Here is a 22,022-nt window from a genome sequence, read left to right as displayed (position 1 = left end):
TCCACGGAAAAGTCCGTGTCCACTGAACGGCCGACGTGTCAGATTACCGCGACAGCTCTCGGAACCCGATTCGGCCGACCTTCGCTCAATCGGCCTGCAGCACCAGCCTGCGTCCGGGGTCCGGGGACATCGGCACGCTGTCGCGTTGCAGCATCCAGGACGCGATGTTGTGGAACAGCGGTGCCGCGGACTGGCCGCCTGTGCCGTCCGCGCTGCGTGTCGGCGCATTGAGCATGATTCCGACGACGTACCGCGGATTGTCGGCCGGGGCGATCCCGGCGAACGTGATCCAGTAGTTCGAGTTCGAGTAGCACTTGCAGGCGGGATCGACCTGCTGGGCGGTACCCGTCTTGCCGCTGATCTGATACCCGTCGACGGCGGCCTGCACCCCGGTGCCTCGCTGGTTGCCCGTGTCGTTCTGGGTGACGGACCGGAACATGTCGCGAACCGTGGACGCGGTCTGGGGGCTGACGACCGTCACCTCCTCGGGCGCCTCGGTCTCCGTCCGGTTCCCGGACGCGTCGACCGTCGCCTTGACGATGCGCGGCGGGATGCGGACACCGTCGTTGGCGATCGCCTGGTACATGCCGGTCATCTGCAGCAGCGTCATCGACAGGCCCTGACCGATCGGCAGGTTCGCGAACGTGCCCCCCGACCACTGGTCGCGGCTGGGGACGCTGCCGGCGCTCTCACCGGGTAGCCCGACGTCGGTGCGCTGGCCGAGGCCGAACCTGGACAGCATGTCCGCGTAGCGGTCCTCCCCCACGCGCTGGGCGAGCATCAGGGTGCCGACGTTCGAGGACTTACCGAACACACCCGTGGCGGTGTACGGGGCGACCCCGTGGTCCCACGCGTCTTTCACCGACACACCCGACATCTGAATGTTGCCGGGGACCTCGAGAACTTCGTCCGGTGTGGTCAGCCCGTACTCGATCGCGGCCGCCGCGGTGACGATCTTGTTGACGGAGCCCGGTTCGAACGGCGTGCTCACCGACAGGTTGCCCATCTCCACGGTCCGCGGATTGTTGCCCACCCCGATCGCCGGATTGAACGTGCTGTCGTTCGACATCGCGAGCACCTCGCCGGTGTGGGAGTCGAGTACGACCGCCGACGCGTCCTTCGCACCGGACTTGTCCTTGGCCATCTGCACCTGCTGCTGGACGTAGTACTGCAGGTCGGAGTCGATGGTGAGCTCGACGCTCGACCCGTCCACCGCCGGTTGCTTGTCACGCCAGCTGCCGGGAATCACCGCGCCGTCGGAGCCCCGGTCGTAGGTCTGGGAGCCGTCGGTGCCTGCGAGAGTGGAGTCGAGCGAGTCCTCGAGGCCGAGCAGTCCGTGACCGTCCCAGCCGGTGGCGCCGACGAGGTTGGCGGCGAGGGATCCGCCGGGGTACTCGCGGATGTCCTGGCGTTCGAGTCCGACCTCCGGGAACTTGTCGCTGATCTGCGCGGCGATGTTGGGGTCGACGCTGCGCGCGAGATAGACGAACGTGTCGTCGCCGTGCAGTTTCTCCTTCAGATCCTTCTCCGGTGCGGCGTCGCCGAGCCGGTCGTGGATCTCCTTCGCGATCGCGTCGAGACGGGAGTCTACGTCGGGGGCGGTGTCGCTCTTGGCCTTCGCCTCCTCGAGTTCCTTCCGGACCCGTGCGGGCTGGAACGTCAGGGCCTTCGCCTCCATCGTGAATGCGATGGGGTTGGCGTTGCGGTCGGTGATCGATCCGCGCAGCGCCGGATCCACCTCGGTGGTGGTGCGCTGGTTCGCCGCTTCCGCGGACAGTTGTGGTGCGTCGATGACCTGGATCCACAGAAGCTGCGCGGCCGCGAGGCCGAGCGCCAAGAACATCACCAGGCGTCCGTACCGTTGTCTGAACGGAAAGGACGCCGTACCGGCGCCCTTGGGGCGCCGGGGACGACTTCTCGGTGCGCTTCGACTCACCGGCGACCGCCGGACGGTGGAGCAGTCGTCGGAGCGGTGGCCGAGGGGATCACGGGAACCAATTGTTCACCCTGCGCTTGGATCTCCGTGCCATTGCCGGGCTGTGGCGTGGCGCGCGGCGACTGCGTCGTCGTCCCGCGGTTCGGGGCGGTCGCGACGGCGTTGCCGCGCTGGGTGGGCGGGGCGGCGACGTCCAGCGGCGGCACGGGGGCACCCGACGCCGGGGCCGGCTTTCCGACGACCTCGACGCTGCCGTCGGGGTGGACGACGAGTCGAGCGGGATCGTTGGCGGGCACCATGCCGAGCTTGGCGGCTTCCTCCGCCAGTTTCGGGGCCGAGTTGGCGGTCTCGACGTCACGCTGGAGCGCCGCCTTCTCCTCCGCCAGCGACTGGTTGTGGGCGCGGGCGGCGCTCAGCTGGTACGAGTCCTCGGCGGACCGGGTCGTCAGCAGCAGTGTCATGGCCAGGCCCATGGCGAGCAGAACGAGGATCGTCGCCACGAACGGGATGCGGGCGGTGAGCGTGCCGGTGCGGTTCTTGCCGGAGACGGCGATCGCGGACCCACTGTGCACGGCCGCGCGCTGGGTGCGCTTCTTGTACGCCCGCTCAGCCGCGCCCGTCCGGTTGGCCGCCCGCGCGGGCCGCATCTCGGTGGAACTCACCTGAACCGTCATGCCGCCGACCTCCTGGCAATTCTTTCTGCAGCGCGCAACCGCACCGGGGCTGATCGTGGGTTCTCTTCGACTTCCTGTTCGGACGCCCGCTCCGCCCCTCGTGTGAGGATCCGGAACTCCGGTCCCATCCCCGGTAGTTCGACAGGAAGCCCCTCGGGGCTCTTCGACTTCGACCTGGGAGTGATTTCCTGCTTGACGACCCGGTCTTCCAGGGATTGGTACGACATGAACACGACGCGTCCCCCGACGGTCAACGCGTCGAGTGCAGCCGGGACCGCGGCGCGCAGTGAATCGAGCTCGCCGTTGACCTCCACTCGAAGGGCCTGGAACGTCCGCTTGGCGGGATGTCCCCCGGTACGGCGGGTCGCCGCAGGAATGGTGCGGTACAGCAGTTCGACCAGCGCTGCGCTGGTGGTGAACGGCTCCTTCGCGCGCTGCCGGACGATCTCCGACGCGATCTTGCCCGCGAAGCGCTCCTCGCCGTACGTGCTGAGGATGCGGGCGAGATCGCCGTGGCTGTACGTGTTGAGGACCTCGGCCGCGGTGATGCCGGTGGTCGGGTCCATCCGCATGTCGAGGGGCGCGTCGATCGAATACGCGAACCCCCGATCCGATTCGTCGAGCTGCATCGAGGAGACACCGAGGTCGAAGAGGATCCCGTGCACCGATTCCTGCGCGGGGAGGCCCGCCTCGGTGAGCGCGTCCTCGATGCCGTCGTAACGGGTGTGCACGAACGTGATGCGATCGGCAAACGGCGCGAGCCGGCCACCGGCGATCTCGAGCGCATGCGGATCACGGTCGAGGGCGATGAGTCGCAGCTGGGGGTACGTCCGCAGGAAGTGCTCGGAATGTCCGCCGAGACCGAGGGTCGCGTCGATCATGACGGCTCCCCCGCCCTGCGGGTCGTTCACGGTGAGGGCAGGGCCCAGCAGTTCGTCTGCGCGGTGAAGCAAGACCGGAATGTGACCGAAACCATCGGCGGGCGAGGAATCTTCCCCCTCGTGATCCACCATGATCCCTCCGGCTCCTGCTCTGTGGTGCGGGTGAAGTGCCCGATGCCGGGGTTCACTGCTCGAACTTCTCTTGTCGGCCAGTTGCCGTGGCGAATGCTTCGAGGTCCCTGCCCGAAATGAAAACCTGGCGCTGGGGAAGTGCGTCAGGGTTCCGTCGGACAGAGGCCTCGCGGCATTCGCGGGGGCGCGGTCACGCTCAGACGATCTCGCCGAGCGCGACTCCTGTTGCCTGCGAGTAGTTCTCCTCGTTCGCCTCGACGTAGGTCTGCCAGGCTTGCGCATCCCAGATCTCGAGGAAATCGACCGAACCGATCACTACGCAGTCCTTGGAGAGACCCGCGTAACGACGGTGATCTGCCGAGAGGGTGATGCGCCCCTGGGCATCTGCGTGCTGCTCGTCGGTACCTGCCGCCAGTCCGCGAACGAAGGCTCGCGCCTCCGGATCGCTTCTCGACGCGGCCGCGGCCTTGCGTGCGAGAGCGGTGAACTCTTCCCGGGGATAGACCGCGAGGCTGTGATCCTGACCCTTGGTGACCATCAACCCTCCCGCCAGCGCATCCCGGAACTTTGCGGGCAACGTGAGCCGCCCTTTGTCGTCGAGCTTCGGCGTGTAGGTACCGAGAAACACTCGACACCTCCCACCGCGTTCATATCGAACGCCGTATGCCCGGGCGGTTCACCTTCGCTCCCCGCTGCGCACCACAGTACCCCACTTTCCCCCACCCACAAGGTGGATAACGGCGTGTTGTCCTGCAATTTGCCCAATACTTGCTGGTCAACGCTTATTGAAGGAGGTGGGGGAAAATTCCCGACGTGATCACCGACACGGGACCGTCCGATCAGGTTCTGCCGCACACCGTCGCAAGATGCACCAAAAGCCCAGGTGAGAGCGCAACGCGAGGGGGCGACGCCCCCTCCTCGCGGTTCATCGCGGAGCGGAGGGGGGAAAGTGGGGAAACGGGGTGGGTGCGGGTGGGGATTCGTGGGCGGAAGCGTTCACTGGCCCCACCGGATCGACCCTGGCCTACCGCACCCGGGCGTCCCCGCACCGGGCCCGGACACAGCAGTGGCGGCGTGACATCACATGCCACGCCGCCACTGGTGCTGCCGAGCGGGTCGTACTACTCCTGCTCGAATCTCTTCTTGAAGCGGTCTTCCATTCGCGACGAGAATCCGCCACTCTTGCGCCCGCTTCGGGGCTTACCGCGTTCGGCACGGCCGGTGTCACCTTGCGTGGTCGAGCCACCACGAGAGGACTGTCCGGACTTGCTCTTTCCTCCACCCCACAGGAGGAGGACTCCGGCACCGAACATGACGATGAAGCCGATCAGGCTGATGACGGGGAAACCGCCCGGCTTGATCGGAAGGGCGACGCCGGCGATGAGCAGGACCAGCCCCAGAACGAACAGGGCCACCGCCTGCAATCGACGACGACTCGATGCCGCACGCATGCGACCGCCTCGCACAGTGGAGGCGAACTTGGGATCCTCGGCGTAGAGAGCGCTCTCGATCTGGTCGAGCATGCGCTGCTCGTGCTCGGAGAGTGGCACGGTACCTCCCCCGGCACTGGAGTGTTGGCCACCGCCTCACGGTGCGAGACGGTGGGTAACCGACTTTGGCGGCTACCTAGATTTAATAATACGAGCAGTTCGATCCCCGTACCACCTACTCCACGTACGAGTTCCCTGCCAACCTTACGGACTCCCGCACCGAACCCCGTTCGGGGCACCGCAATGTCGCGGTCGCCTCACCGTTTTCCCGCCGTTTCCGGTCCGTCGCCGGCTACGACGCCCGCAGATCGAGACCTGCGCCACGTCCGATGTGATCTTCGACGGCCTGGAGAAAGCGCCCGACCTCGACGAAGAACTCGTCGGCCTCGAGATCGGTGAGGGTTCGCGACATTCCCGCCTCGATCGCGGCGCGGGTGGCCGAGTGACCGGCGAAGTAGTCGGCCCAGCTCCCGAATTCCGGCGCCGCGTCGGCCATGAGAACCCAGGCGTTACGCGTTCGTGTCCGTCTGCTCCCCGCCGCAGTCCCCTCGACGGCGGCCAGCACTGCGCCTGCGCCGCGGAGTGCGGCCAGATACGCACTGTGGAATCGATCCGCCGGCCCACCGGCCCCCACCGATTGCGCGAGGAGCGCGTCGGCGCGATCGAGCAGCACCGAACCCCGCCTGGACGCCGGGTTGCGTACGTCACCCGGTCGGCGCGAGTTCCCAGAGGTCGGTCCCGTGACCGGATTCGTCATCACTTCGAACACCTCCAAAACCCCGGTGCAACCACCCCGCCGGGCGTAGTCAGGTCGTGAGTTCGGGGGCCGGCGATGCTCGCTTCCCTCGAGCATCGCCGGATCCCCGCTATCGAACATGCGTTCGACCTATTCAATATAGCTGGACCCACCGACACGTCGTCAAGAGAAAGGTGAGACCGGTCGACACGAACGCTGACCAGACTCCGCTCGTGGTCGAACTCTCGGCCGCCGAGTTCCGCGACCGCCTGCACGAGGCGCTGTCGATCTACGTCGCCGCCATGGGCTATCCCCACGGCACCGAATACCACCGGGCGCCGATGTGGAACGAGCACCTGCAGCGATCGGGGTGGCGTGGCGTCGGCGCGCTCGTCCCGGCCGGTGACGGATCCGCCGACAACGCGGCCGCCCGCCTCGTCGCCGTCGCCTACGGCTACCGCGGGGCTCCCGAACAGTGGTGGCATCAGCAGGTCCGTTCCGGCCTGCGCCACACGGGATGGACCCGGGACCAGATCGACGTGATCCTCGGCAACTATTTCGAACTCACCGAACTCCACGTCCACCCGGACGCCCAGGGACACCGGCTCGGCGAGACCCTGCTGCTCCGCCTCCTAGAACGCAGGCCGGAACGCGGGGTGCTGCTCTCCACCCCGGAAGTGGCGGACGAGGACAACCGCGCGTGGCGGCTGTACCGGCGCCTCGGCTTCAGAGATGTCCTGCGCCACTTCCGGTTCGCCGGGGACAACCGGCCATTCGCCGTGCTGGGACGCGGGCTTCCCCTGTGATCGACGCCGTGGTGGTGGGGTCGGGGCACAACGCCCTCGTGTCGGCGTGTTACCTCGCGCGGTCCGGGTGGTCGGTCGAGGTGATCGAACGCGACACCGTGCTCGGCGGCGCGGTGTCCACGGTGGAACGCTTCCCCGGGTACAAGGTCGATCGCGGGTCGTCCGCGCACATCATGGTCCGCCACACGGGGATCGTCGAGGAACTCGACCTCGGCGCGCACGGCCTGCGGTACGTCGACTGCGATCCGTGGGCGTTCGCCCCCGCCCCCACGGGTACGGATCGGCCGGGGATCGTGTTCCGCCGCAGCCTCGAACAGACGTGCCGGTCCATCGAGGAGTCCTGCGGCGCCGCCGATGCCGACGCGTACCGCCGGTTCGTGTCGGTGTGGGGTCCGCGCAGCGCACGCGTCATGCGCGCGTTCTCGAAACCGCCGACCGGTCCCGCGCTGCTCTCGTCGTTCTGGGGGCTCGACACGGGCGGCGGCGGCAGCGACCTGTCCCGGCAGTTCCTCGGTTCGGGCGACGCACTGCTCGACGAGTACTTCGACGACGAGCGCCTGAAGGCCGCCCTCGCGTGGTTCGGCGCGCAGTCCGGCCCGCCGATGTCGGAGCCGGGGACGGCGCCGATGGTCGGATTCGCGGCCCTGATGCACACCGTTCCGCCCGGCCGCGCCGTCGGCGGCAGCGGAGCCCTGACCGCGGCTCTCGCCTCGCGGCTGCGGGCCGACTCGGGGACCGTCTCGCTCGGCGACTCGGTGGTATCCCTGAGCCGCGACGGCGACTCCTGGACGACGCGGACGTCGTCCGGCCGGGAGATCCGCTCACGGGCGGTGATCGCGGGGTGTCACGTGCTGACCACCCTCGGCCTGCTCGAGCGCGGTGGGTACGATGCGCAGACCCTCGACCGGTGGCGTCGCCGCATCCGCGTCGGCCCGGGTATCGGGATGGTGGTGCGGCTGGCCACCGACGCCCTCCCCGACTATCCGAGTGCGCCCGACGCCTCGGTCACCCATGGCCTCCAGCTGCTGGTCTCGGATCGCGCGCACCTGCGGCTCGCGCACGGCGCGGCGCTCGCCGGGGAACTCCCGCCGCGGCCCGCGGTGCTGGGAATGAGCTTCAGCGGCCTCGACCCCACCATCGCACCGGAGGGGAGGCACCAGGTGACCCTGTGGTCGCAGTGGCAGCCGTACCGGCTGACCGGTGGCCGACGCTGGAGCGACCTCGCCGGGTCGGAAGCCGATCGGATCGTCGCGGAGATCGACGCGCTGGCACCCGGTTTCGGTGAGTCCGTCCTCGACCGGCACGTGCAGTCACCGCAGGACCTCGAAGACGAGATGGGGTTGCTCGGCGGCAACGTCATGCACGTCGAGATGTCGCTCGACCAGATGATGATGTGGCGTCCCCTTCCCGAGCTCTCGGGGCACCGGGTTCCGGGCGCCGACCGCCTGTACCTCACCGGCGCCTCGACCCACCCGGGCGGCGGGGTGTCCGGCGCGAGCGGCCGGAGCGCCGCGCGCATCGCGCTCCACGACGACCGGCGGGGCCTGGGACGCCTGCGGCGACGGCGATGACCTCCCGCCTGCCCCTGTTTCTCGCGGGCGCGGCGATCGCGGCGCAGATCGTCTACCCGCTGGTGCACGGCGGGACCCGCGACGTCGTCACCGTGCTCGTGGTCGCGCTGCTCGCCGCGGCGTCCGTCACCCACGCGGCCGTGACCCGGGGTGCCCGCTGGACGGTGGGTCTGGTGCTCGTCACCGCGGGGCTCGGTCTGTGCTCGGAGGTCGCCGGCACGGCCACCGGCTTCCCCTACGGCTGCTACGACTACAGCGTCGACCGGCTCGGGCCCGCTCTCGCGGGGGTGCCTCTGGTGGTGCCGTTCGCCTGGACGGCCGGGTTCTATCCGGTGTGGTGCGTGGCGTCCGTGCTCGCGCGCGGCCCGCGTCGACGGCTGACGCGGATCGCGCTGACGACGATCGGTGTCGTCGGCTGGGACCTGTACCTCGACCCGCAGATGGTCGCGGACGGGCAGTGGCGCTGGTGTGTCGCCGACGCCGGCCTGCCCGGTATCGAGCACATTCCGCTGACGAACTACGCCGGGTGGTTCGTCGTCGCGGCCGTGATGGCCGTCGCCGTGGACCGGATCGACCGTCGATTCGACGCCGGGGCGCGGCACCGTGACGGTGTCCCGATCGGGTTGTTCCTGTGGACGTGGCTCGGTTCGGCGCTGGCCCACTCGGTGTTCCTCGGCGCACCCGAGTTGCGGTATTCCGCGATCTACGGGTGGTTGGCGATGGGAATCCTGGGAGTTCCGCTGCTCGTGTCGTTGCTTCGGCCGCGCGCCCGGCGACCCGGGACCCACGACACGCACCCTCACGCCTGACACCGATCCACTCCCCTGGCACGATACGACTGTGCAGCCGCCCTCAGTTCCGACCTCGACCCGCTCGCGGAGGGCTTTGTCCCTCGCGGCCCTCGGCCTCCTCCTCGTGCCCCTCCTCGCGGGATGCCTGCGGGTTCAGGTGTCGATGGGTGTGTCCGCCGACGACCGGGTGTCCGGCCAGATCGTGGCCGCCGCCGTGCCGGCGAACGATCAGGACAAGGGCCCGCAACTCACTCCGCCCGACTCGCTGTCGGGCAAGGTGCGCGTCCAGGAGTACAAGAAGGACGGGTACGTCGGCAGCCAGGCGTTCTTCAGCGACCTCACGTTCGGCGACGTGCAACAGCTCGGCACCATGTCGGAGCAGGCGAACGGAAGTTTCCAGATCTCGCTCCAGCGGACCGGCGATCTCGTGACCCTCGACGGGAAGGCCGATCTCAGTTCGGTGCCCGCCCAGGGCACGGACGTGCAGTTCACGATCGCCTTCCCGGCGCGGGTCGCCACCACCAACGGCACCCGCGAGGGCGACTCCATCGTGTCGTGGAAACTTCCCGCCGGCGACACCTCGACGATCCGCGCCGAGGTGCGCTACTCGGACCCGAGCACCCGCAGCTTCGCGGGCTGGGCGGGCATCATGGCCGGCGTGACGCTGGGTGTCGCGGTGATCGTCGGTGCGCTGGCCTGGATGGCCCGCAACAAGGATCCGGTGATCGGCAGCGGTCGCGGACGGGACCGCTCGGAGGTGTGACCTCTCCGCCGATCGAGCGGGTCGTCCGGATCGGCTCCCTGATCTCGGTTCTCGGTCTCGCCACCACCGTCGCCAACCTGTGCCGCGCCCCGCGGCTCCCCACGGCGGCCCGCCCGATCACCGAACCGGTCACGGTGTGCATTCCGGCCCGGGACGAGCGTGACCGGTTGCCGAACCTGATCGGCGACCTGCGAGAACAGTGGGGCGTCGACGATCTGCGGGTGTTCGTTTACGACGACGCCTCCGCGGACGGGACGGCCGACGTCGCCGAAGCCGCGTGTGGCGCGGACCCTCGCTTCTCCGTGGTGCGGGGAACCGCGGAACCGCCGCCGGGCTGGGTGGGCAAACCCGCGGCCTGCCATCGGGTGAGTGAGCACGCCTTCGCACAGGGCCGCGGTGACGGCGGGATACTCGTGTTCCTCGACGCCGATGTGCGGTTGCGTCCGGGCGCACTGAACGCCGCCTGCGCCGCGCTGCGCGAGTCCGAAGCGGCGCTGGTCTGCCCGTGGCCGTTCCAGCAGACGGGGTCGCTGACGGAGGTCCTGGTGCAGCCGCTGCTCGCGTGGTCGTGGGCGGCGACACTGCCCGTCGGCGTGGCCAACCGGTCGCGGCGCCCGTCGACGGCCGTGGCGTGCGGGCAGTTCATGGTCTTCGACTCCGCCGCGTACCTCGGCGTCGGGGGTCACCGGGCCGTCGCGGACAGCCTGACCGAGGACCTCGACATCGCGCGCCTGCTCCGTACGCGGGGTCACGCGACCACACTGGTCGTGGCGGGCCGGTCGGCGTCGTGCCGGATGTACGAGGACGCCGATGCGCTGCGCCGCGGTTACGACCGCTGGCTGTGGACGGCATTCGGCTCCCGCCTCGGTACCGTGGCGGTTCTCGGTGCGGCAAGTGTGGCGTTCGCCGTGCCGCCGGTCGCGTTCGCGGCCGGACGGGGACGCGTGCGCCGGTGGGGTGCGGTGGGGTATCTCGCGGCCACGACGTCCCGTCTGTGTGCTCGGGCACTCGAACGTGGTGACCGACTCACCGTCGCCGACGTGGCCGGTGCGGTCGCGCATCCGCTGTCCGTCGCCGCGGTGACGGCACTGACGGTGTCGTCACACCGCAATCGCCGCCGCGGGCGCACCCGGTGGAAGGGGCGGACGCTCAGCTGACGCGCGCCGAGGTGACCGGGGCGGGATCCGCCACACCCGAACCGACCTTGTCGCCGAGCCGGGCCAGGACCTCGCTGGTGGCGCGCGCGAAGTTGAGCGTGATGAAGTGCAGGCCGGGTGCACCCTCCGCGATGAGTCGTTCACTCATCTCGGTGGCGACGTCGATGCCGATCTCGCGCACGGCGGCGCGATTCTCCTCGGGACCGTCCCCGGCGGCCGTGGCCAGACGCTTCTCGAGGTGCGCCGGGAGACTCGACCCCGACAGTTCGAGCACGCGGCGGACCGACCGCAGCGACGTGATCGGCATGATCTCCGGAATGATCGGCTTGGCACCCTGTTCGGGGTCGTACGCCGACACGCGGTCGCGCAGCCGCAGGTAGTCGTCGACGTCGAAGAACATCTGGGTGATCGAGTACTCGGCGCCGGCCCGCAGCTTCGACACCAGGTACCGGGTGTCGTGCGCGAGATCGGGCGCGCGGTAGTGGCCCTCCGGGAACGACGCGACGCCGACATGGAAGTCGCCGAGGTCGCGGACGAGCCGGACGAGTTCCTCGGCGTACTCGACGCCGTCCGGATGCTTCTCCCATTCGCCCAGCGGGTCGCCGGGCGGGTCGCCGCGCAGGACCAGGATGTTGCTGATTCCGCGGTCGGCGTAGGCGCCGACCATCGACCGCAGTTCGTCGACGCTGTGCGACACGGCCGTGAGGTGCGCGACCGGCAGGAGGGTGGTCTCCTCGGCGAGCTGACCGGTGACGCGGACCGTGCGGTCGCGCGTCGACCCGCCCGCACCGTAGGTCATGGACACGAAGGCCGGACCCAGCCGCTCGAACTCCCGGACGGCACGCCACAGCCGAGCCTCGGCGGCCTCGTCACGCGGCGGCGAGAACTCGACGGAAAAGGGGACCCGGCCGTCGCTGGACGACCGGATCCGGTCGACGATGGACGGAGTGCGGGTCACCCAACCTTCGCTGGCCCGCCCCCTGACGGAATCGAATGTCACCCGTCCAGCATAGGTAGTGCCCGGGGCAATGCACCCACTGCGTCTGCACGGGTGGCGGGATCCGGGTATCCGGCCACCCGGGAGAGCGCCCACTATGGTGGTGTCGATGCCTGTCGCCGGTCTCGGCGCGCACGCGAGAATTCGATCCTGGAGGCAACACTGTCCGTTGGAACGCGCCCCGCCGCCCTCGCGGCCGAGGTCGAAAATGCGCTTCGCGACTTCTTCACCAGCAGGCAGGACCTCGTCGACTCCGTGGGCGGTGGTTACCGCGAGGCCGTGACCACCCTCGAAGACTTCGTCCTGCGCGGAGGCAAGCGGGTCCGGCCGGCCTTCGCCTGGACCGGCTGGATCGGGGCGGGCGGCGACGCTCGCGGCCCGGACGCCGGACCCGTGCTCCGCGCCTGCTCCGCGCTGGAACTGGTTCAGGCCTGTGCGCTCGTTCACGACGACATCATCGACGCCTCCACGACGCGCCGCGGGTTCCCCACCGTCCACGTGGAGTTCGCGGAACAGCACCGCGCCGGGGCGTGGAGCGGTGATTCCGCTCACTTCGGCGAGGGCGTCGCGATCCTCCTCGGCGATCTCGCGCTGGCCTGGGCCGACGACATGATCCGTGAGTCGGGCATCACCCCGGAGGCGTCGGCCCGCATCTCGCCCGTCTGGTCCGCGATGCGCACCGAGGTGCTCGGCGGACAGTTCCTCGACATCAGCAACGAGGCCCGGGCGGACGAATCGATCGACGCCGCCATGAAGGTGAATCGCTACAAGACGGCGGCGTACACCATCGAGCGGCCCCTGCACCTCGGTGCGGCGCTCGCAGGCGCCGACGAGACCCTGGTGTCGGCGTACCGCCGATTCGGCACCGACATCGGTATCGCCTTCCAGCTCCGCGACGACCTGCTGGGCGTGTTCGGGGATCCGGCCGTGACGGGCAAGCCCTCCGGCGACGACCTGCGGGCGGGCAAGCGCACCGTCCTGTTCGCGATGTCGCTGCAGCGCGCCGACGCCGACGACCCCGCGGCGGCCCGACTCCTCCGCGAGGGCATCGGTACCGATCTGTCCGATTCGGACGTCGACACCCTCCGGACCACGATCACCTCACTCGGCGCGGTCGCGGACGTGGAGAAGCAGATCGAGGACCTCGTCCAGAACGCGCTGTCGACGCTGGCGGCGAGCACCGCCACCAGCGAGGCGAAGCAGCAGCTCACCGAGATGGCCGTCGCCGCGACGCGCCGCGACTACTGAGGGTCCGGGATGGCCCGCGCGCTCCGGACGGTTCCCGGCCGCACCGATCACGTCGTCATCGTCGGTGCCGGCCTCGCCGGCCTCTCGGCCGCACTGCACCTCGCCGGATCAGGCAGGCGCGTCACCGTCCTCGAACGCGAGTCGTCACCGGGCGGCCGGGTGGGCACCTACCGTGGTCCCGGCTACGACATCGACAACGGTGCCACCGTCCTCACGATGCCCGAACTGGTGGGCGAGGCCCTCGCCGCCGTCGGCGCGGATTTCGCGTCCACCCGGCCGCCGCTCGTCCTGGAACGGCTGGCACCGGCGTATCACGCGCGGTTCGCCGACGGTTCCTCGCTGGACGTCCATTCCGACCCCGACGCGATGGTCGCCGAGGTCAGCCGGGTGTGCGGGCCGGAGGAGTCGGCCAGGTACCTGCGACTGCGGCGCTGGCTGGGCCGGATCTTCGACGCCGAATACCACCGCTTCATGGACGCGAACTTCGACTCCCCGCTGGATCTCGTCTCGTCCCCCGCGGCCGCGCGGGATCTGCTGACGCTCACCGCCCTGGGCGGGTTCGGCCGGCTCGGCGCCCGGGTCGACCGCACGATCACCGATCCGAGACTCCGCCGGATCTTCACGTTCCAGGCCCTGTACGCCGGGGTCGCTCCCGCCGAGGCCCTCGCGGTGTACGGCGCGATCGCCCACATGGACACCTCGCTCGGCGTCTACTTCCCCCAGGGCGGGATGCGCTCGATCGCGCTCGCCCTCGCCGACGCCCTCACCACCGCGGGCGGCGAGATCCGGTTCGACACCGAGGTCGCGGCACTCGAGCGAAACGGCGACCGCGTCGGCACCGTCGTCACGGCGGCGGGTGAGCGCATCGACTGCGACGCGCTGGTACTCACCCCGGACACGGCCGTCGTCGACGCACTGCTCCGCCCGGTGACACGCCGGACCCCCCGCCGGGTGCGAGTGTCGCCGTCCGCCGTGGTCCTGCACGGGACCGTCCCCTCCGCGGTCGCGTCGCAGTGGGCCGCCCAACGGCACCACACCATCGACTTCGGTCACGCGTGGAAGCGGACGTTCGCGGAGATCACCGCTCGCGCGGGGCGCGGACGGCTGATGACGGACCCGTCGCTGCTGATCACCCGGCCCGCCCTGTCGGATCCGGGCCTGGTCGTGGACCGCGCGGGCACTCCCTCGGAACCGCTGTCGGTGCTGGCGCCCTGCCCGAACCTGCACAGCGCACCGCTGGAGTGGTCCTCGCTGACCGGCCCGTACGTGAACGAACTGCTGCGCGAACTCGAGACGCGCGGGTACAGCGGCATCGCGGAACATTTCACGATCGACCACGTCGACACCCCCCTCACGTGGCTCGGCAAGGGCATGGCCGCGGGCAGTCCGTTCGCGGCGGCGCACGTGTTCCGGCAGACCGGACCGTTCCGGCGCCCCAACCTGGTCAGGGGCCTGGACAACGCGGTGCTCGCCGGTTCCGGCACCGTCCCCGGCGTCGGAGTTCCGACCGTCCTGCTGTCGGGGAAGCTCGCGGCCGCCCGCATCACCGGGCCCACCACGGCACGAAGTGCGGAAAGACCCACCGCGGCACGAAGTGCGGAAAGACACACGAAAGCATCAAGTGCGGGAGGATAGGGCGAGGCGTGGCGGGAACTGGTGCCGGGAGCAATTAAACTGGGTCCTCGACCATGCGATGCGCACGACGACGAGCGCACCGACCGCAACCGAACTCACCTCGGGGGAGGAATCTGCACTCATGACGTCCTCTGCCCCGCAGGCGACCGTCGCCGCTGCGACGACCACGCCGCAGCGGTCGTGGCCCCAGACCACGGCCGACTTCCTCCGCAGCCCGGAGGGGCACGCCGCCATCCTCGGTTTCGCGGGTGCCGTGATGATCACGTTCGGTGGTTTCGGTGCAGGCAGCGTCCGCCGCGAGGACCCGCTCCTCGAGGCGATGCACCTGTCGTGGCTCCGGTTCGGTCACGGTCAGATCCTGTCGACGGTCATCGTCTGGGTGGGTGTCGTCGCCATGATCACGGCCTGGGTGCGGCTGGGCCGCGCCACGCTCGGCGGCGACGTCACCCTCCGGCAGTTGCGGATGGTCGTGCCGGTGTGGACGGCGCCGCTGCTGCTGGCCGTGCCGATGTTCAGCCGGGACGCCTACTCCTACCTGGCGCAGGGTGCGCTCCTGCGTGACGGGTTCGACCCCTACGCCGTCGGGCCGGTGGTCAACCCGGGAGTCCTCCTCGACAACGTCAGCAACGTGTGGACCACCACCACCGCGCCGTACGGTCCGCTGTTCCTGCTCCTCAGTCAGGGGATCACGGGGCTGACCGGCGACAACGTGATCGCCGGGACGATGCTTCTGCGTGTGACGATGCTGCCCGGACTCGCGCTGATGGTGTGGGGCGTGCCGCACCTCGCGCGGCACCTCGGCGGCAATCCGGCGATCGCCCTGTGGCTCGCCGTGCTCAACCCGCTGGTCCTCGTCCACCTCATCGGCGGTGTCCACAACGAACTGCTGATGGTCGGCCTGATGATCGCCGGCATCGCGCTCGTCCTCGAACGCCGCCATCTCGCCGGGATCGCCCTCGTCGCGGTCGCGGTCGCGATCAAGGCGACCGCCGGCGCCGCGCTGCCCTTCATGGTGTGGATCTGGATGCTCCACGAGAAGGAGAAGGCCGAGGCGGAAGGGCGCACACCCGCGTCTCCGCTCGCGTCGTTCGCGAAGACCGCGGGCGCGGGATTCGCCGTGTTCGTGGCCATCTTCGCGGCCGCGTCCGCCGTCGCCGGTGTCGGGCTCGGCTGGATGACCGCGCTGTCCGGGTCGAACAAGATCATCAACTGGTTGTCGCTACCGACGATCCTCGCCCACATCGTGACGGTCGGAACGTCGTGGTTCGCGGAGCTGCGGCTGGGTGAGGTGCTGGCCGTCACCCGCCCGATCTGCGCGGTTGCCCTGGTCGCGATCGTGCTGGCGGCCTGGTGGCGCTACCGGAAGACCGAGCGTGACGCGATTCTCGGAATCCTCATCGTCCTGGTCGCGATCGTAATTCTGTCGCCCGCGGCGCTGCCCTGGTACTACTCGTGGCCGATCGCGATCGCGGCCGGCTTCGCGTTGTCGACGCGGACCCTGATGATCCTCGTCGGGCTGTCCACCTGGTTGATGCTGGTCTTCCAGCCCGACGGGTCGATCGGCCTCTACACGTTCCCGCACGTCGTGCTCGCGACGTTCGCCGCGGTCGTCGCGGCCGTATCGCTCCGCACGGTCGACCCGCTGCGGCTGCGGACACCCCGGCCCGTCGAGGAAGAGCGCACCTCCGACCTCGCAGGTGCTGCGACGTCGCCCCGCGTCGAATGACCGGTCGATGACCGAGCTGGCCGACAGTTACCGGTATTGCGGCGCGGTGACGGCGGAGCACGGTCGCACCTATCATCTCGCGACCCGGCTGCTTCCCGAGCGCCGCCGGGCCGCCGTGCATTCCCTCTACGGGTTCGCCCGGACGGTCGACGACATCGTGGACGTCGATCCCGGTCGGACGGCCGGCGACTGCGCTGCCGAACTCGATCGGATCGACGCGGCACTGCGTCTCGGCTTCACCTGCCGGACCGCGGTCGGGCCGGATGCGTGCGCACCGGAGATGCGCCGGGTTCTTCCCGCGTTTCTCGACACCGTGGCGTCCTTCGACATCCCGCACGACTACTTCTTCGCGTTCCTGCAGTCCATGCGGATGGATGTTCCGGGGACTGCGGAGCATCGGGCCGAGTACGACACCATGACCGAGCTCCGGAAGTACATGTACGGATCGGCCGTCGTGATCGGGTTGCAGATGCTGCCGGTCCTCGGAACCACGGGGCCCCTCGCCGATGCCGAACCGCACGCTGCGGCTCTCGGTGAGGCGTTCCAGCTGACCAATTTTCTTCGCGACGTCGGCGAGGACCTGGATCGGGGCCGGGTCTATCTCCCGGCCGACGAACTGGGCGCGTTCGGCGTCGACACCGAACTTCTCGCGCACAGTCGCCGCAGCGGCACGACGGACCGGCGGATCGTGCGGGCTCTCGCCCATCTGATCTCGGTCACCCGGTCGGTGTACCGGGAGGCGGAACCGGGCATCGCGATGCTGGACCGACGGGTGCAACCGGGTATCCGGACCGCGTTCGTGCTGTATTCCCGCATTCTCGACGAGATCGAGCGAGGCGGTTACCGGGTTCTGGACCGGCGCGCCACCGTGTCCCGGAGAAACCGGTGGGCGACGGCGCTGCCTCAGTTCGCCCGGCTCGCGGTGCCTGCCCGTGGCCGGGTGCGGTGAGCGACGATCAGAATCCCATCGCCTGAGCGCGGCGGATCACTTCGCGGGCGAGGTCGCCGTGCAGGGCCTGGACGGGTGTACCGGGCAGGCTGTCGTCCTCACGGAACAGCCACTGCAGGATTTCCTCGTCCTTGAATCCGCCGTCGTGCAGCACCGCGATGAGACCGGGCAGCCATTTGACGGTCTCGCCGGTCTCGTCGAAGAAGAGTTCGGGAACACCGAGGACGCCGTCGCGTCGGACGGCGATCAACTGCTGATCGCGCAGAAGCTGCTGCACACGGGTGACGGCCACACCGAGGTTCTTCGCGACGTCCACCAACTGGAGGAGCGAGACGGAAGGGTCCAGGACATCGTCACAGTAAGGGATGGCACTCACTCCCCTAACGTTATCTGGTCGCTTCCGGCGTGGCGCTACCGGTCGGTGTCGCTGGCTACGATTGAGGGGCGCGTCGCCGGGCTGCGCGCACTGACGGGGGAACGGACACTGTGCACGATGGAGGTCAACGTTTGATCGGCGAGCTGCTCGACCGGCGCTATCGGGTGGATGCCACGATCGCGCGTGGCGGCATGTCCACCGTCTACAGGGGGCTCGACACCCGCCTCGACCGTCCGGTGGCCATCAAGGTGATGGATCCGCAGTTCGCGGCCGACCCGGCGTTCGTCACCCGGTTCGAATTCGAGGCCCGATCGGTCGCGCGCCTCAAGCACCCGTCGCTGGTCGCGGTCTACGACCAGGGGCACGACCGCGAGCACGCGTTCCTGGTGATGGAACTCGTCGACGGCGGAACGCTCCGCGAACTGCTGCGGGAACGCGGGCCCATGCCTCCGCACGCGGTGGCCGCGGTCGCGGGCCCGGTTCTCGACGCGCTCGCCGTCGCTCACCGGGCCGGTCTCGTGCACCGCGACGTCAAACCCGAGAACATCCTGATCTCCGACGGCGGTGAGGTGAAGATCGCCGACTTCGGTCTGGTGCGGGCCGCCGCCGCGTCGACCACCACGTCGAACAGTGTGATTCTGGGCACGGCGGCGTACCTGTCGCCGGAGCAGGTGACGTCCGGGATCGCGGACACCCGCAGCGACGTCTACTCCACGGGTGTCCTGCTGTTCGAACTCCTCACCGGACGGACACCGTTCACCGGGGACACGTCGTTGTCCGTCGCGTATCAGCGGATCAACCAGGACGTGCCGAGGCCGGGTTCGTTCATCGCGGGCGTGCCGCCCGAGTTCGACGAACTCGTCGCGGAGGCCACCCACCGGGAACCGTCGCACCGCTTCGCCAACGCCGAGCAGATGGGCTCGGCCCTGCGTGGCATCGCGGCGGCGCTCGACCTGCCCGCGTATCGGGTGCCCGCCCCGCGACGCTCGGCGCAGCACCTCAGCGCCGCGGCCGCCGCGAGCGCGCCGCCCCTGGGCGCGCCGCCGGGGCCCGCCGCACCGCCCACGGTGCACCTTCCCCCCGCTGCTCCGCTGTCGCCGCCCAGCCCGCTGCCTGCGCAGCCCGGTGTCCAGCACACGCGGGTCGTCACCACCCAGACTCCACGCCCGCCGATCGACGAACCGTCGTTCGCGGCGGAGGACGAGCCCGACGACGGCTATCACTACCCCGACTTCGCCGCCGAACGGCAGCGGTCGCGCCGGACCACGATCGTGTGGCTGCTCGTGATCCTGATGCTCGCGCTGGCGGTCGGTTTCGGTGGCTGGTGGATGGGTTCGGGCCGGTTCACCGCGGTCCCGACCACCGACGGTCTCGATCGCGGTGCGGCGGTGACGGCGATCGAAGCGGCCGGTCTGTCGACGGAGATCCGGGGGAAGTACTCCGACACGGCGGCGCTCGACACGGTGCTGGGCACCGATCCCACCGGCGGCTCGCGGATCTCCCGCGACGGCACGGTGGCCCTCCTCGTCTCCCTCGGGAGACCGACCGTCCCGCCCCTACCCGCGGGCGGTGAGCGCGCCGGAATCGAACAGGAACTGCGGAACCGCACGTTCACCCCGGTCGACGGCGGTCAGGCGTTCAGCGCGAAGGTCCCGATCGGTGCGGTGGCCGCACTCGACCCGGCTCCGGGCACCGAGCTCGCGACCGGTTCCACGGTCAAACTGATCGTCAGCAAAGGTGCACCGCCGGTAGACGTTCCCGACGTGAAGGGCATGTCGGAGGCCGAGGCGCGCACCTCACTCGAGGCGGTGGGCATCGTCGTGCAGGACGTCACGACGGACTTCGACCGCACTGTCGCCGCCGGAGACGCGATCGCCACCAGCCCGAAGGCAGGCACCAGCGTCAATGCGGGCACGAGCGTGACGTTGAGTGTGTCGAATGCGGTCCGAGTTCCGTCGATGCTGGGCCGGACGGTCGGATCCGCGCGCGACGAATTGAGCCGCCTCGGACTCGACGTGAAGGTGCGTTCGGTGACCGACACGGACAGGTCGTTCGTCATCAGCCAGAACCCGGGCAGCGGCGACCTCGTGAAGCCCGGAAGCACGGTCACCCTGGTCTCACTGCCCTGACCCCGCGGGAGCAGGGCAGTGAGGGTCCGAATGATGCGGGCGATCAGCCGCGCAGCATCTCGGCGACGAGGAACGCCAGTTCCAGCGACTGCTGGGTGTTGAGACGGGGGTCGCACGCCGTCTCGTAGCGACCGGACAGGTCGAGGTCGGAGATGTCCTGCGCGCCGCCGAGGCATTCGGTGACGTTCTCACCGGTGAGCTCGACGTGAATGCCGCCCGGGTAGGTGCCGAGACCGTTGTGGACCTCGAAGAATCCCTGGACCTCGTCGACGATGCGGTCGAAGTGGCGGGTCTTGTATCCGGTGGACGCCTCGTGCGTGTTGCCGTGCATCGGGTCGCACTGCCAGATCACCTGGTGACCGGTGGCCTGGACCTTCTCGATGATGGGCGGCAGCAGGTCGCGGACCTTGTTGTTGCCCATGCGCGAGATCAGGGTGAGGCGACCCGGCTTGTTGGTGGGGTCGAGGCGCTCGACGTATTCGACCGCCATCTCCGGTGTCGTGCTGGGTCCGATCTTCAGGCCGATCGGGTTCGACACGAGTTCGGCGAACGCGATGTGCGCTCCGTCGAGCTGGCGGGTGCGGTCGCCGATCCACAGGAAGTGAGCGGACAGGTCGTACAGCTTGGCGTGGTCGTCGTCGTTGTCGAGGCGCAGCATCGCGCGTTCGTAGTCGAGGACGAGCGCCTCGTGGCTGGCGAAGATCTGCGCGTGGTGGAGGCTGGGATCGGTGACGCCGCAGGCGTTCATGAACTGCAGCCCGCGGTCGATCTCCGCGGCGAGTGCCTCGTACCGGGCCCCGGCCGGCGACGACGCCACGAATTCGCGGTTCCAGTCGTGCACCTTGTGCAGGTCGGCCATGCCCGCGCCGGTGAGCGCGCGGACCAGGTTCATCGCGGCGCTGGCGTTGGCGTATGCCCGCACGAGCCGCGACGGGTCGTGGGCGCGCACGGCCTCGTCCGCGACGAGGGAGTTGATCATGTCGCCGCGGTACGACTGCAGGCCCAGGGCGTCGACGTTCGACGACCGCGGCTTGGCGTACTGACCGGCGATGCGGGCGACCTTGACGACGGGCAGGCTCGCTCCGTACGTCAGGACGACGGCCATCTGCAACAGCGTGCGGATGTTGCCCTTGATGTGCGGCTCGGTGTTGTCGGCGAACGTCTCCGCGCAGTCACCGCCCTGGAGGAGGAACGCCTCGCCGCGCGCGACCTGGGCCAGCTTCTCCTGCAGGGCCACGACCTCGCTGGCCACCGTGATCGGCGGCACGCTCTCGAGGACGGTCCGCATCGCGGCGGCCTGACCCTCGGGCCATTGCGGCTGCTGGGCAGCGGGCTTGGCCAGCGCTGCGTCGAGACGCTCACGCATCTCGGTGGGGAGCGGCGGGAGTTCGGGCAAGCGGTCGATCGGCACGTCGACAGTCCAGTTCACCCATACAGGATATTCGCTCGACCGGAGCGATGGCGAGTCAGGTCACCGCAGTGACCGCGCCGCCTGAACTGCCTCGAACTTCGCCAGGTTGTGCCGGGCGTCGGCGAGGGCGTCGTGAGCGTCATCCGGTGCAGGTGGGAGGGTCGGGCTCCCGTGCTCCTCCCAGTACTGGCGGAGTTCCCGCGTGTACCGGGGCAGCGACTGCGGCAGCTCCGTCATGTCCCCCCACAACTGGCAGAGGGCGACGTGGTCGTAGGCGGCCACCCACGCCCACAGCTCGGGGACGATGCCGGGCCGGGGAATCAGGAACGTGTAGAGGTCGTCGCGAATGCGGGCGCGGCTCTTCCAGAGAGGCGACGACGGCTGCGGCAGCTTCGGCAGCACGTTCCTGCGCACCCACTTGCCCGCCCGGTGGGGATCGAACTCGGTGGACACCGCGTAGAATTCACGTCCGTCCTCTGCGACCACCCCGATCGACACCAGGTCGATCGTGCGACCATCCTCGATGAACTCGCAGTCGTAGAAGTAACGCACGCCCGCAAACTATGCCTCACCCGTTGGCGTCATCCGGATCCACCCCTACCTCGTGAAGGAGG

Annotated in this window: 20 protein-coding genes; 10 read left to right on the top strand and 10 right to left on the bottom strand. The window is 69.5% G+C overall.

From position 1 onward, the window contains the following. Positions 1–85: 85 nt before the first annotated feature. The 6 genes from OYT95_RS33365 to OYT95_RS33340 all read right to left on the bottom strand — a co-directional run bounded on the left by OYT95_RS33365 (position 86) and on the right by OYT95_RS33340 (position 5,870). The gene (locus OYT95_RS33365) at positions 86–1,936 is read right to left on the bottom strand and encodes a peptidoglycan D,D-transpeptidase FtsI family protein (protein WP_037226642.1); all 1,851 of its coding nucleotides are present in this window, start codon (positions 1,934–1,936) and stop codon (positions 86–88) included. After that, on the bottom strand, positions 1,933–2,610 hold the full coding sequence (locus OYT95_RS33360) for a hypothetical protein (RefSeq protein ID WP_037226640.1): 678 nt from the start codon (positions 2,608–2,610) through the stop codon (positions 1,933–1,935). The genes OYT95_RS33365 and OYT95_RS33360 overlap by 4 nt, the downstream gene beginning before the upstream one ends. After that, entirely contained in the window at positions 2,607–3,623 is a 1,017-nt protein-coding gene (gene rsmH, locus OYT95_RS33355) for a 16S rRNA (cytosine(1402)-N(4))-methyltransferase RsmH (protein WP_037226638.1), read from the bottom strand. The genes OYT95_RS33360 and rsmH overlap by 4 nt, the downstream gene beginning before the upstream one ends. 196 nt (positions 3,624–3,819) lie before the next feature. After that, on the bottom strand, positions 3,820–4,251 hold the full coding sequence (gene mraZ / locus OYT95_RS33350) for a division/cell wall cluster transcriptional repressor MraZ (protein WP_005247637.1): 432 nt from the start codon (positions 4,249–4,251) through the stop codon (positions 3,820–3,822). A gap of 493 nt (positions 4,252–4,744) precedes the next feature. After that, positions 4,745–5,173: a DUF3040 domain-containing protein gene (locus tag OYT95_RS33345; protein WP_037226637.1), complete on the bottom strand. Its 429-nt coding sequence runs from the start codon at positions 5,171–5,173 to the stop codon at positions 4,745–4,747. Positions 5,174–5,405: 232 nt separating this feature from the next. Next, positions 5,406–5,870, bottom strand: coding sequence for an SAV_6107 family HEPN domain-containing protein (locus OYT95_RS33340; RefSeq protein ID WP_255221325.1), 465 nt, complete (start codon positions 5,868–5,870; stop codon positions 5,406–5,408). A gap of 173 nt (positions 5,871–6,043) precedes the next feature. Here OYT95_RS33340 and OYT95_RS33335 point away from each other — a divergent pair, with 173 nt between their 5' ends. The 5 genes from OYT95_RS33335 to OYT95_RS33315 are packed head-to-tail and all read left to right on the top strand — an operon-like array spanning position 6,044 to position 10,937. After that, positions 6,044–6,655, top strand: coding sequence for a GNAT family N-acetyltransferase (locus OYT95_RS33335; RefSeq protein ID WP_037226634.1), 612 nt, complete (start codon positions 6,044–6,046; stop codon positions 6,653–6,655). Further along, positions 6,652–8,226 carry a phytoene desaturase family protein gene (locus OYT95_RS33330; protein ID WP_037226633.1) on the top strand — a complete coding sequence of 525 codons (1,575 nt, stop codon included), beginning with the start codon at positions 6,652–6,654 and terminating at the stop codon, positions 8,224–8,226. Before OYT95_RS33335 ends, OYT95_RS33330 begins: the two co-directional genes overlap by 4 nt. After that, entirely contained in the window at positions 8,223–9,035 is an 813-nt protein-coding gene (locus OYT95_RS33325) for a carotenoid biosynthesis protein (protein WP_037226632.1), read from the top strand. The genes OYT95_RS33330 and OYT95_RS33325 overlap by 4 nt, the downstream gene beginning before the upstream one ends. A gap of 31 nt (positions 9,036–9,066) precedes the next feature. Continuing rightward, entirely contained in the window at positions 9,067–9,780 is a 714-nt protein-coding gene (locus OYT95_RS33320) for an LppM family (lipo)protein (protein WP_037226631.1), read from the top strand. Next, positions 9,777–10,937 carry a glycosyltransferase gene (locus tag OYT95_RS33315; protein WP_037226630.1) on the top strand — a complete coding sequence of 387 codons (1,161 nt, stop codon included), beginning with the start codon at positions 9,777–9,779 and terminating at the stop codon, positions 10,935–10,937. The genes OYT95_RS33320 and OYT95_RS33315 overlap by 4 nt, the downstream gene beginning before the upstream one ends. On the opposite strand, the gene metF is transcribed toward OYT95_RS33315, so the two are convergent. After that, on the bottom strand, positions 10,930–11,895 hold the full coding sequence (gene metF / locus OYT95_RS33310) for a methylenetetrahydrofolate reductase [NAD(P)H] (protein WP_052032831.1): 966 nt from the start codon (positions 11,893–11,895) through the stop codon (positions 10,930–10,932). The two genes, OYT95_RS33315 and metF, sit on opposite strands and share 8 nt — an antisense overlap. A 189-nt stretch (positions 11,896–12,084) precedes the next feature. On the opposite strand from metF, the gene OYT95_RS33305 reads away from it, so the two are divergent. The 4 genes from OYT95_RS33305 to OYT95_RS33290 all read left to right on the top strand — a co-directional run bounded on the left by OYT95_RS33305 (position 12,085) and on the right by OYT95_RS33290 (position 17,492). Beyond that, entirely contained in the window at positions 12,085–13,182 is a 1,098-nt protein-coding gene (locus OYT95_RS33305; RefSeq protein WP_217999385.1) for a polyprenyl synthetase family protein, read from the top strand. A 9-nt stretch (positions 13,183–13,191) separates the two neighbouring features. Next, positions 13,192–14,817 carry a phytoene desaturase family protein gene (gene crtI / locus OYT95_RS33300; RefSeq protein ID WP_037226627.1) on the top strand — a complete coding sequence of 542 codons (1,626 nt, stop codon included), beginning with the start codon at positions 13,192–13,194 and terminating at the stop codon, positions 14,815–14,817. 121 nt (positions 14,818–14,938) lie between these two features. Continuing rightward, a complete protein-coding gene (locus OYT95_RS33295) occupies positions 14,939–16,543 on the top strand; it encodes an alpha-(1->6)-mannopyranosyltransferase A (RefSeq protein ID WP_037226695.1) in 1,605 nt (534 codons plus the stop codon). A gap of 7 nt (positions 16,544–16,550) precedes the next feature. After that, complete coding sequence (locus OYT95_RS33290) at positions 16,551–17,492, top strand: phytoene/squalene synthase family protein (RefSeq protein ID WP_037226625.1); 942 nt, start codon at positions 16,551–16,553, stop codon at positions 17,490–17,492. A 7-nt stretch (positions 17,493–17,499) separates the two neighbouring features. Here OYT95_RS33290 and OYT95_RS33285 read toward each other — a convergent pair whose 3' ends face one another. Continuing rightward, positions 17,500–17,868 (bottom strand): Rv2175c family DNA-binding protein, encoded by a 369-nt coding sequence (locus OYT95_RS33285; RefSeq protein ID WP_037226623.1) that lies wholly within the window; start codon positions 17,866–17,868, stop codon positions 17,500–17,502. Between the two features lie 110 nt (positions 17,869–17,978). On the opposite strand from OYT95_RS33285, the gene pknB reads away from it, so the two are divergent. Next, positions 17,979–19,997 (top strand): Stk1 family PASTA domain-containing Ser/Thr kinase, encoded by a 2,019-nt coding sequence (gene pknB, locus OYT95_RS33280; RefSeq protein WP_037226621.1) that lies wholly within the window; start codon positions 17,979–17,981, stop codon positions 19,995–19,997. A 43-nt stretch (positions 19,998–20,040) separates the two neighbouring features. Here the strand turns inward: pknB and OYT95_RS33275 are convergent, their stop codons facing one another. After that, on the bottom strand, positions 20,041–21,426 hold the full coding sequence (locus OYT95_RS33275) for a class II 3-deoxy-7-phosphoheptulonate synthase (RefSeq protein ID WP_005247669.1): 1,386 nt from the start codon (positions 21,424–21,426) through the stop codon (positions 20,041–20,043). 42 nt (positions 21,427–21,468) lie between these two features. Beyond that, a complete protein-coding gene (locus tag OYT95_RS33270) occupies positions 21,469–21,960 on the bottom strand; it encodes a polyadenylate-specific 3'-exoribonuclease AS (RefSeq protein ID WP_268790137.1) in 492 nt (163 codons plus the stop codon). Between the last annotated feature and the right edge of the window lie 62 nt (positions 21,961–22,022).

This window comes from Rhodococcus sp. JS3073 (assembly GCF_026810085.1).
Lineage (GTDB): Bacteria > Actinomycetota > Actinomycetes > Mycobacteriales > Mycobacteriaceae > Rhodococcus_F > Rhodococcus_F wratislaviensis.
This window is presented reverse-complemented; position numbering and strand designations above follow the sequence as displayed.

Excerpts from the sequence above, each read along its gene's own strand:
- rsmH (WP_037226638.1), bottom strand. The coding sequence starts at position 3,623 with ATGGTGGATCACGAGGGGGAAGATTCCTCGCCCGCCGATGGTTTCGGT.
- OYT95_RS33340 (WP_255221325.1), bottom strand. The coding sequence starts at position 5,870 with ATGACGAATCCGGTCACGGGACCGACCTCTGGGAACTCGCGCCGACCG.
- crtI (WP_037226627.1), top strand. The coding sequence starts at position 13,192 with ATGGCCCGCGCGCTCCGGACGGTTCCCGGCCGCACCGATCACGTCGTC.
- OYT95_RS33325 (WP_037226632.1), top strand. The coding sequence starts at position 8,223 with ATGACCTCCCGCCTGCCCCTGTTTCTCGCGGGCGCGGCGATCGCGGCG.
- OYT95_RS33295 (WP_037226695.1), top strand. The coding sequence starts at position 14,939 with ATGACGTCCTCTGCCCCGCAGGCGACCGTCGCCGCTGCGACGACCACG.
- OYT95_RS33360 (WP_037226640.1), bottom strand. The coding sequence starts at position 2,610 with ATGACGGTTCAGGTGAGTTCCACCGAGATGCGGCCCGCGCGGGCGGCC.
- OYT95_RS33290 (WP_037226625.1), top strand. The coding sequence starts at position 16,551 with ATGACCGAGCTGGCCGACAGTTACCGGTATTGCGGCGCGGTGACGGCG.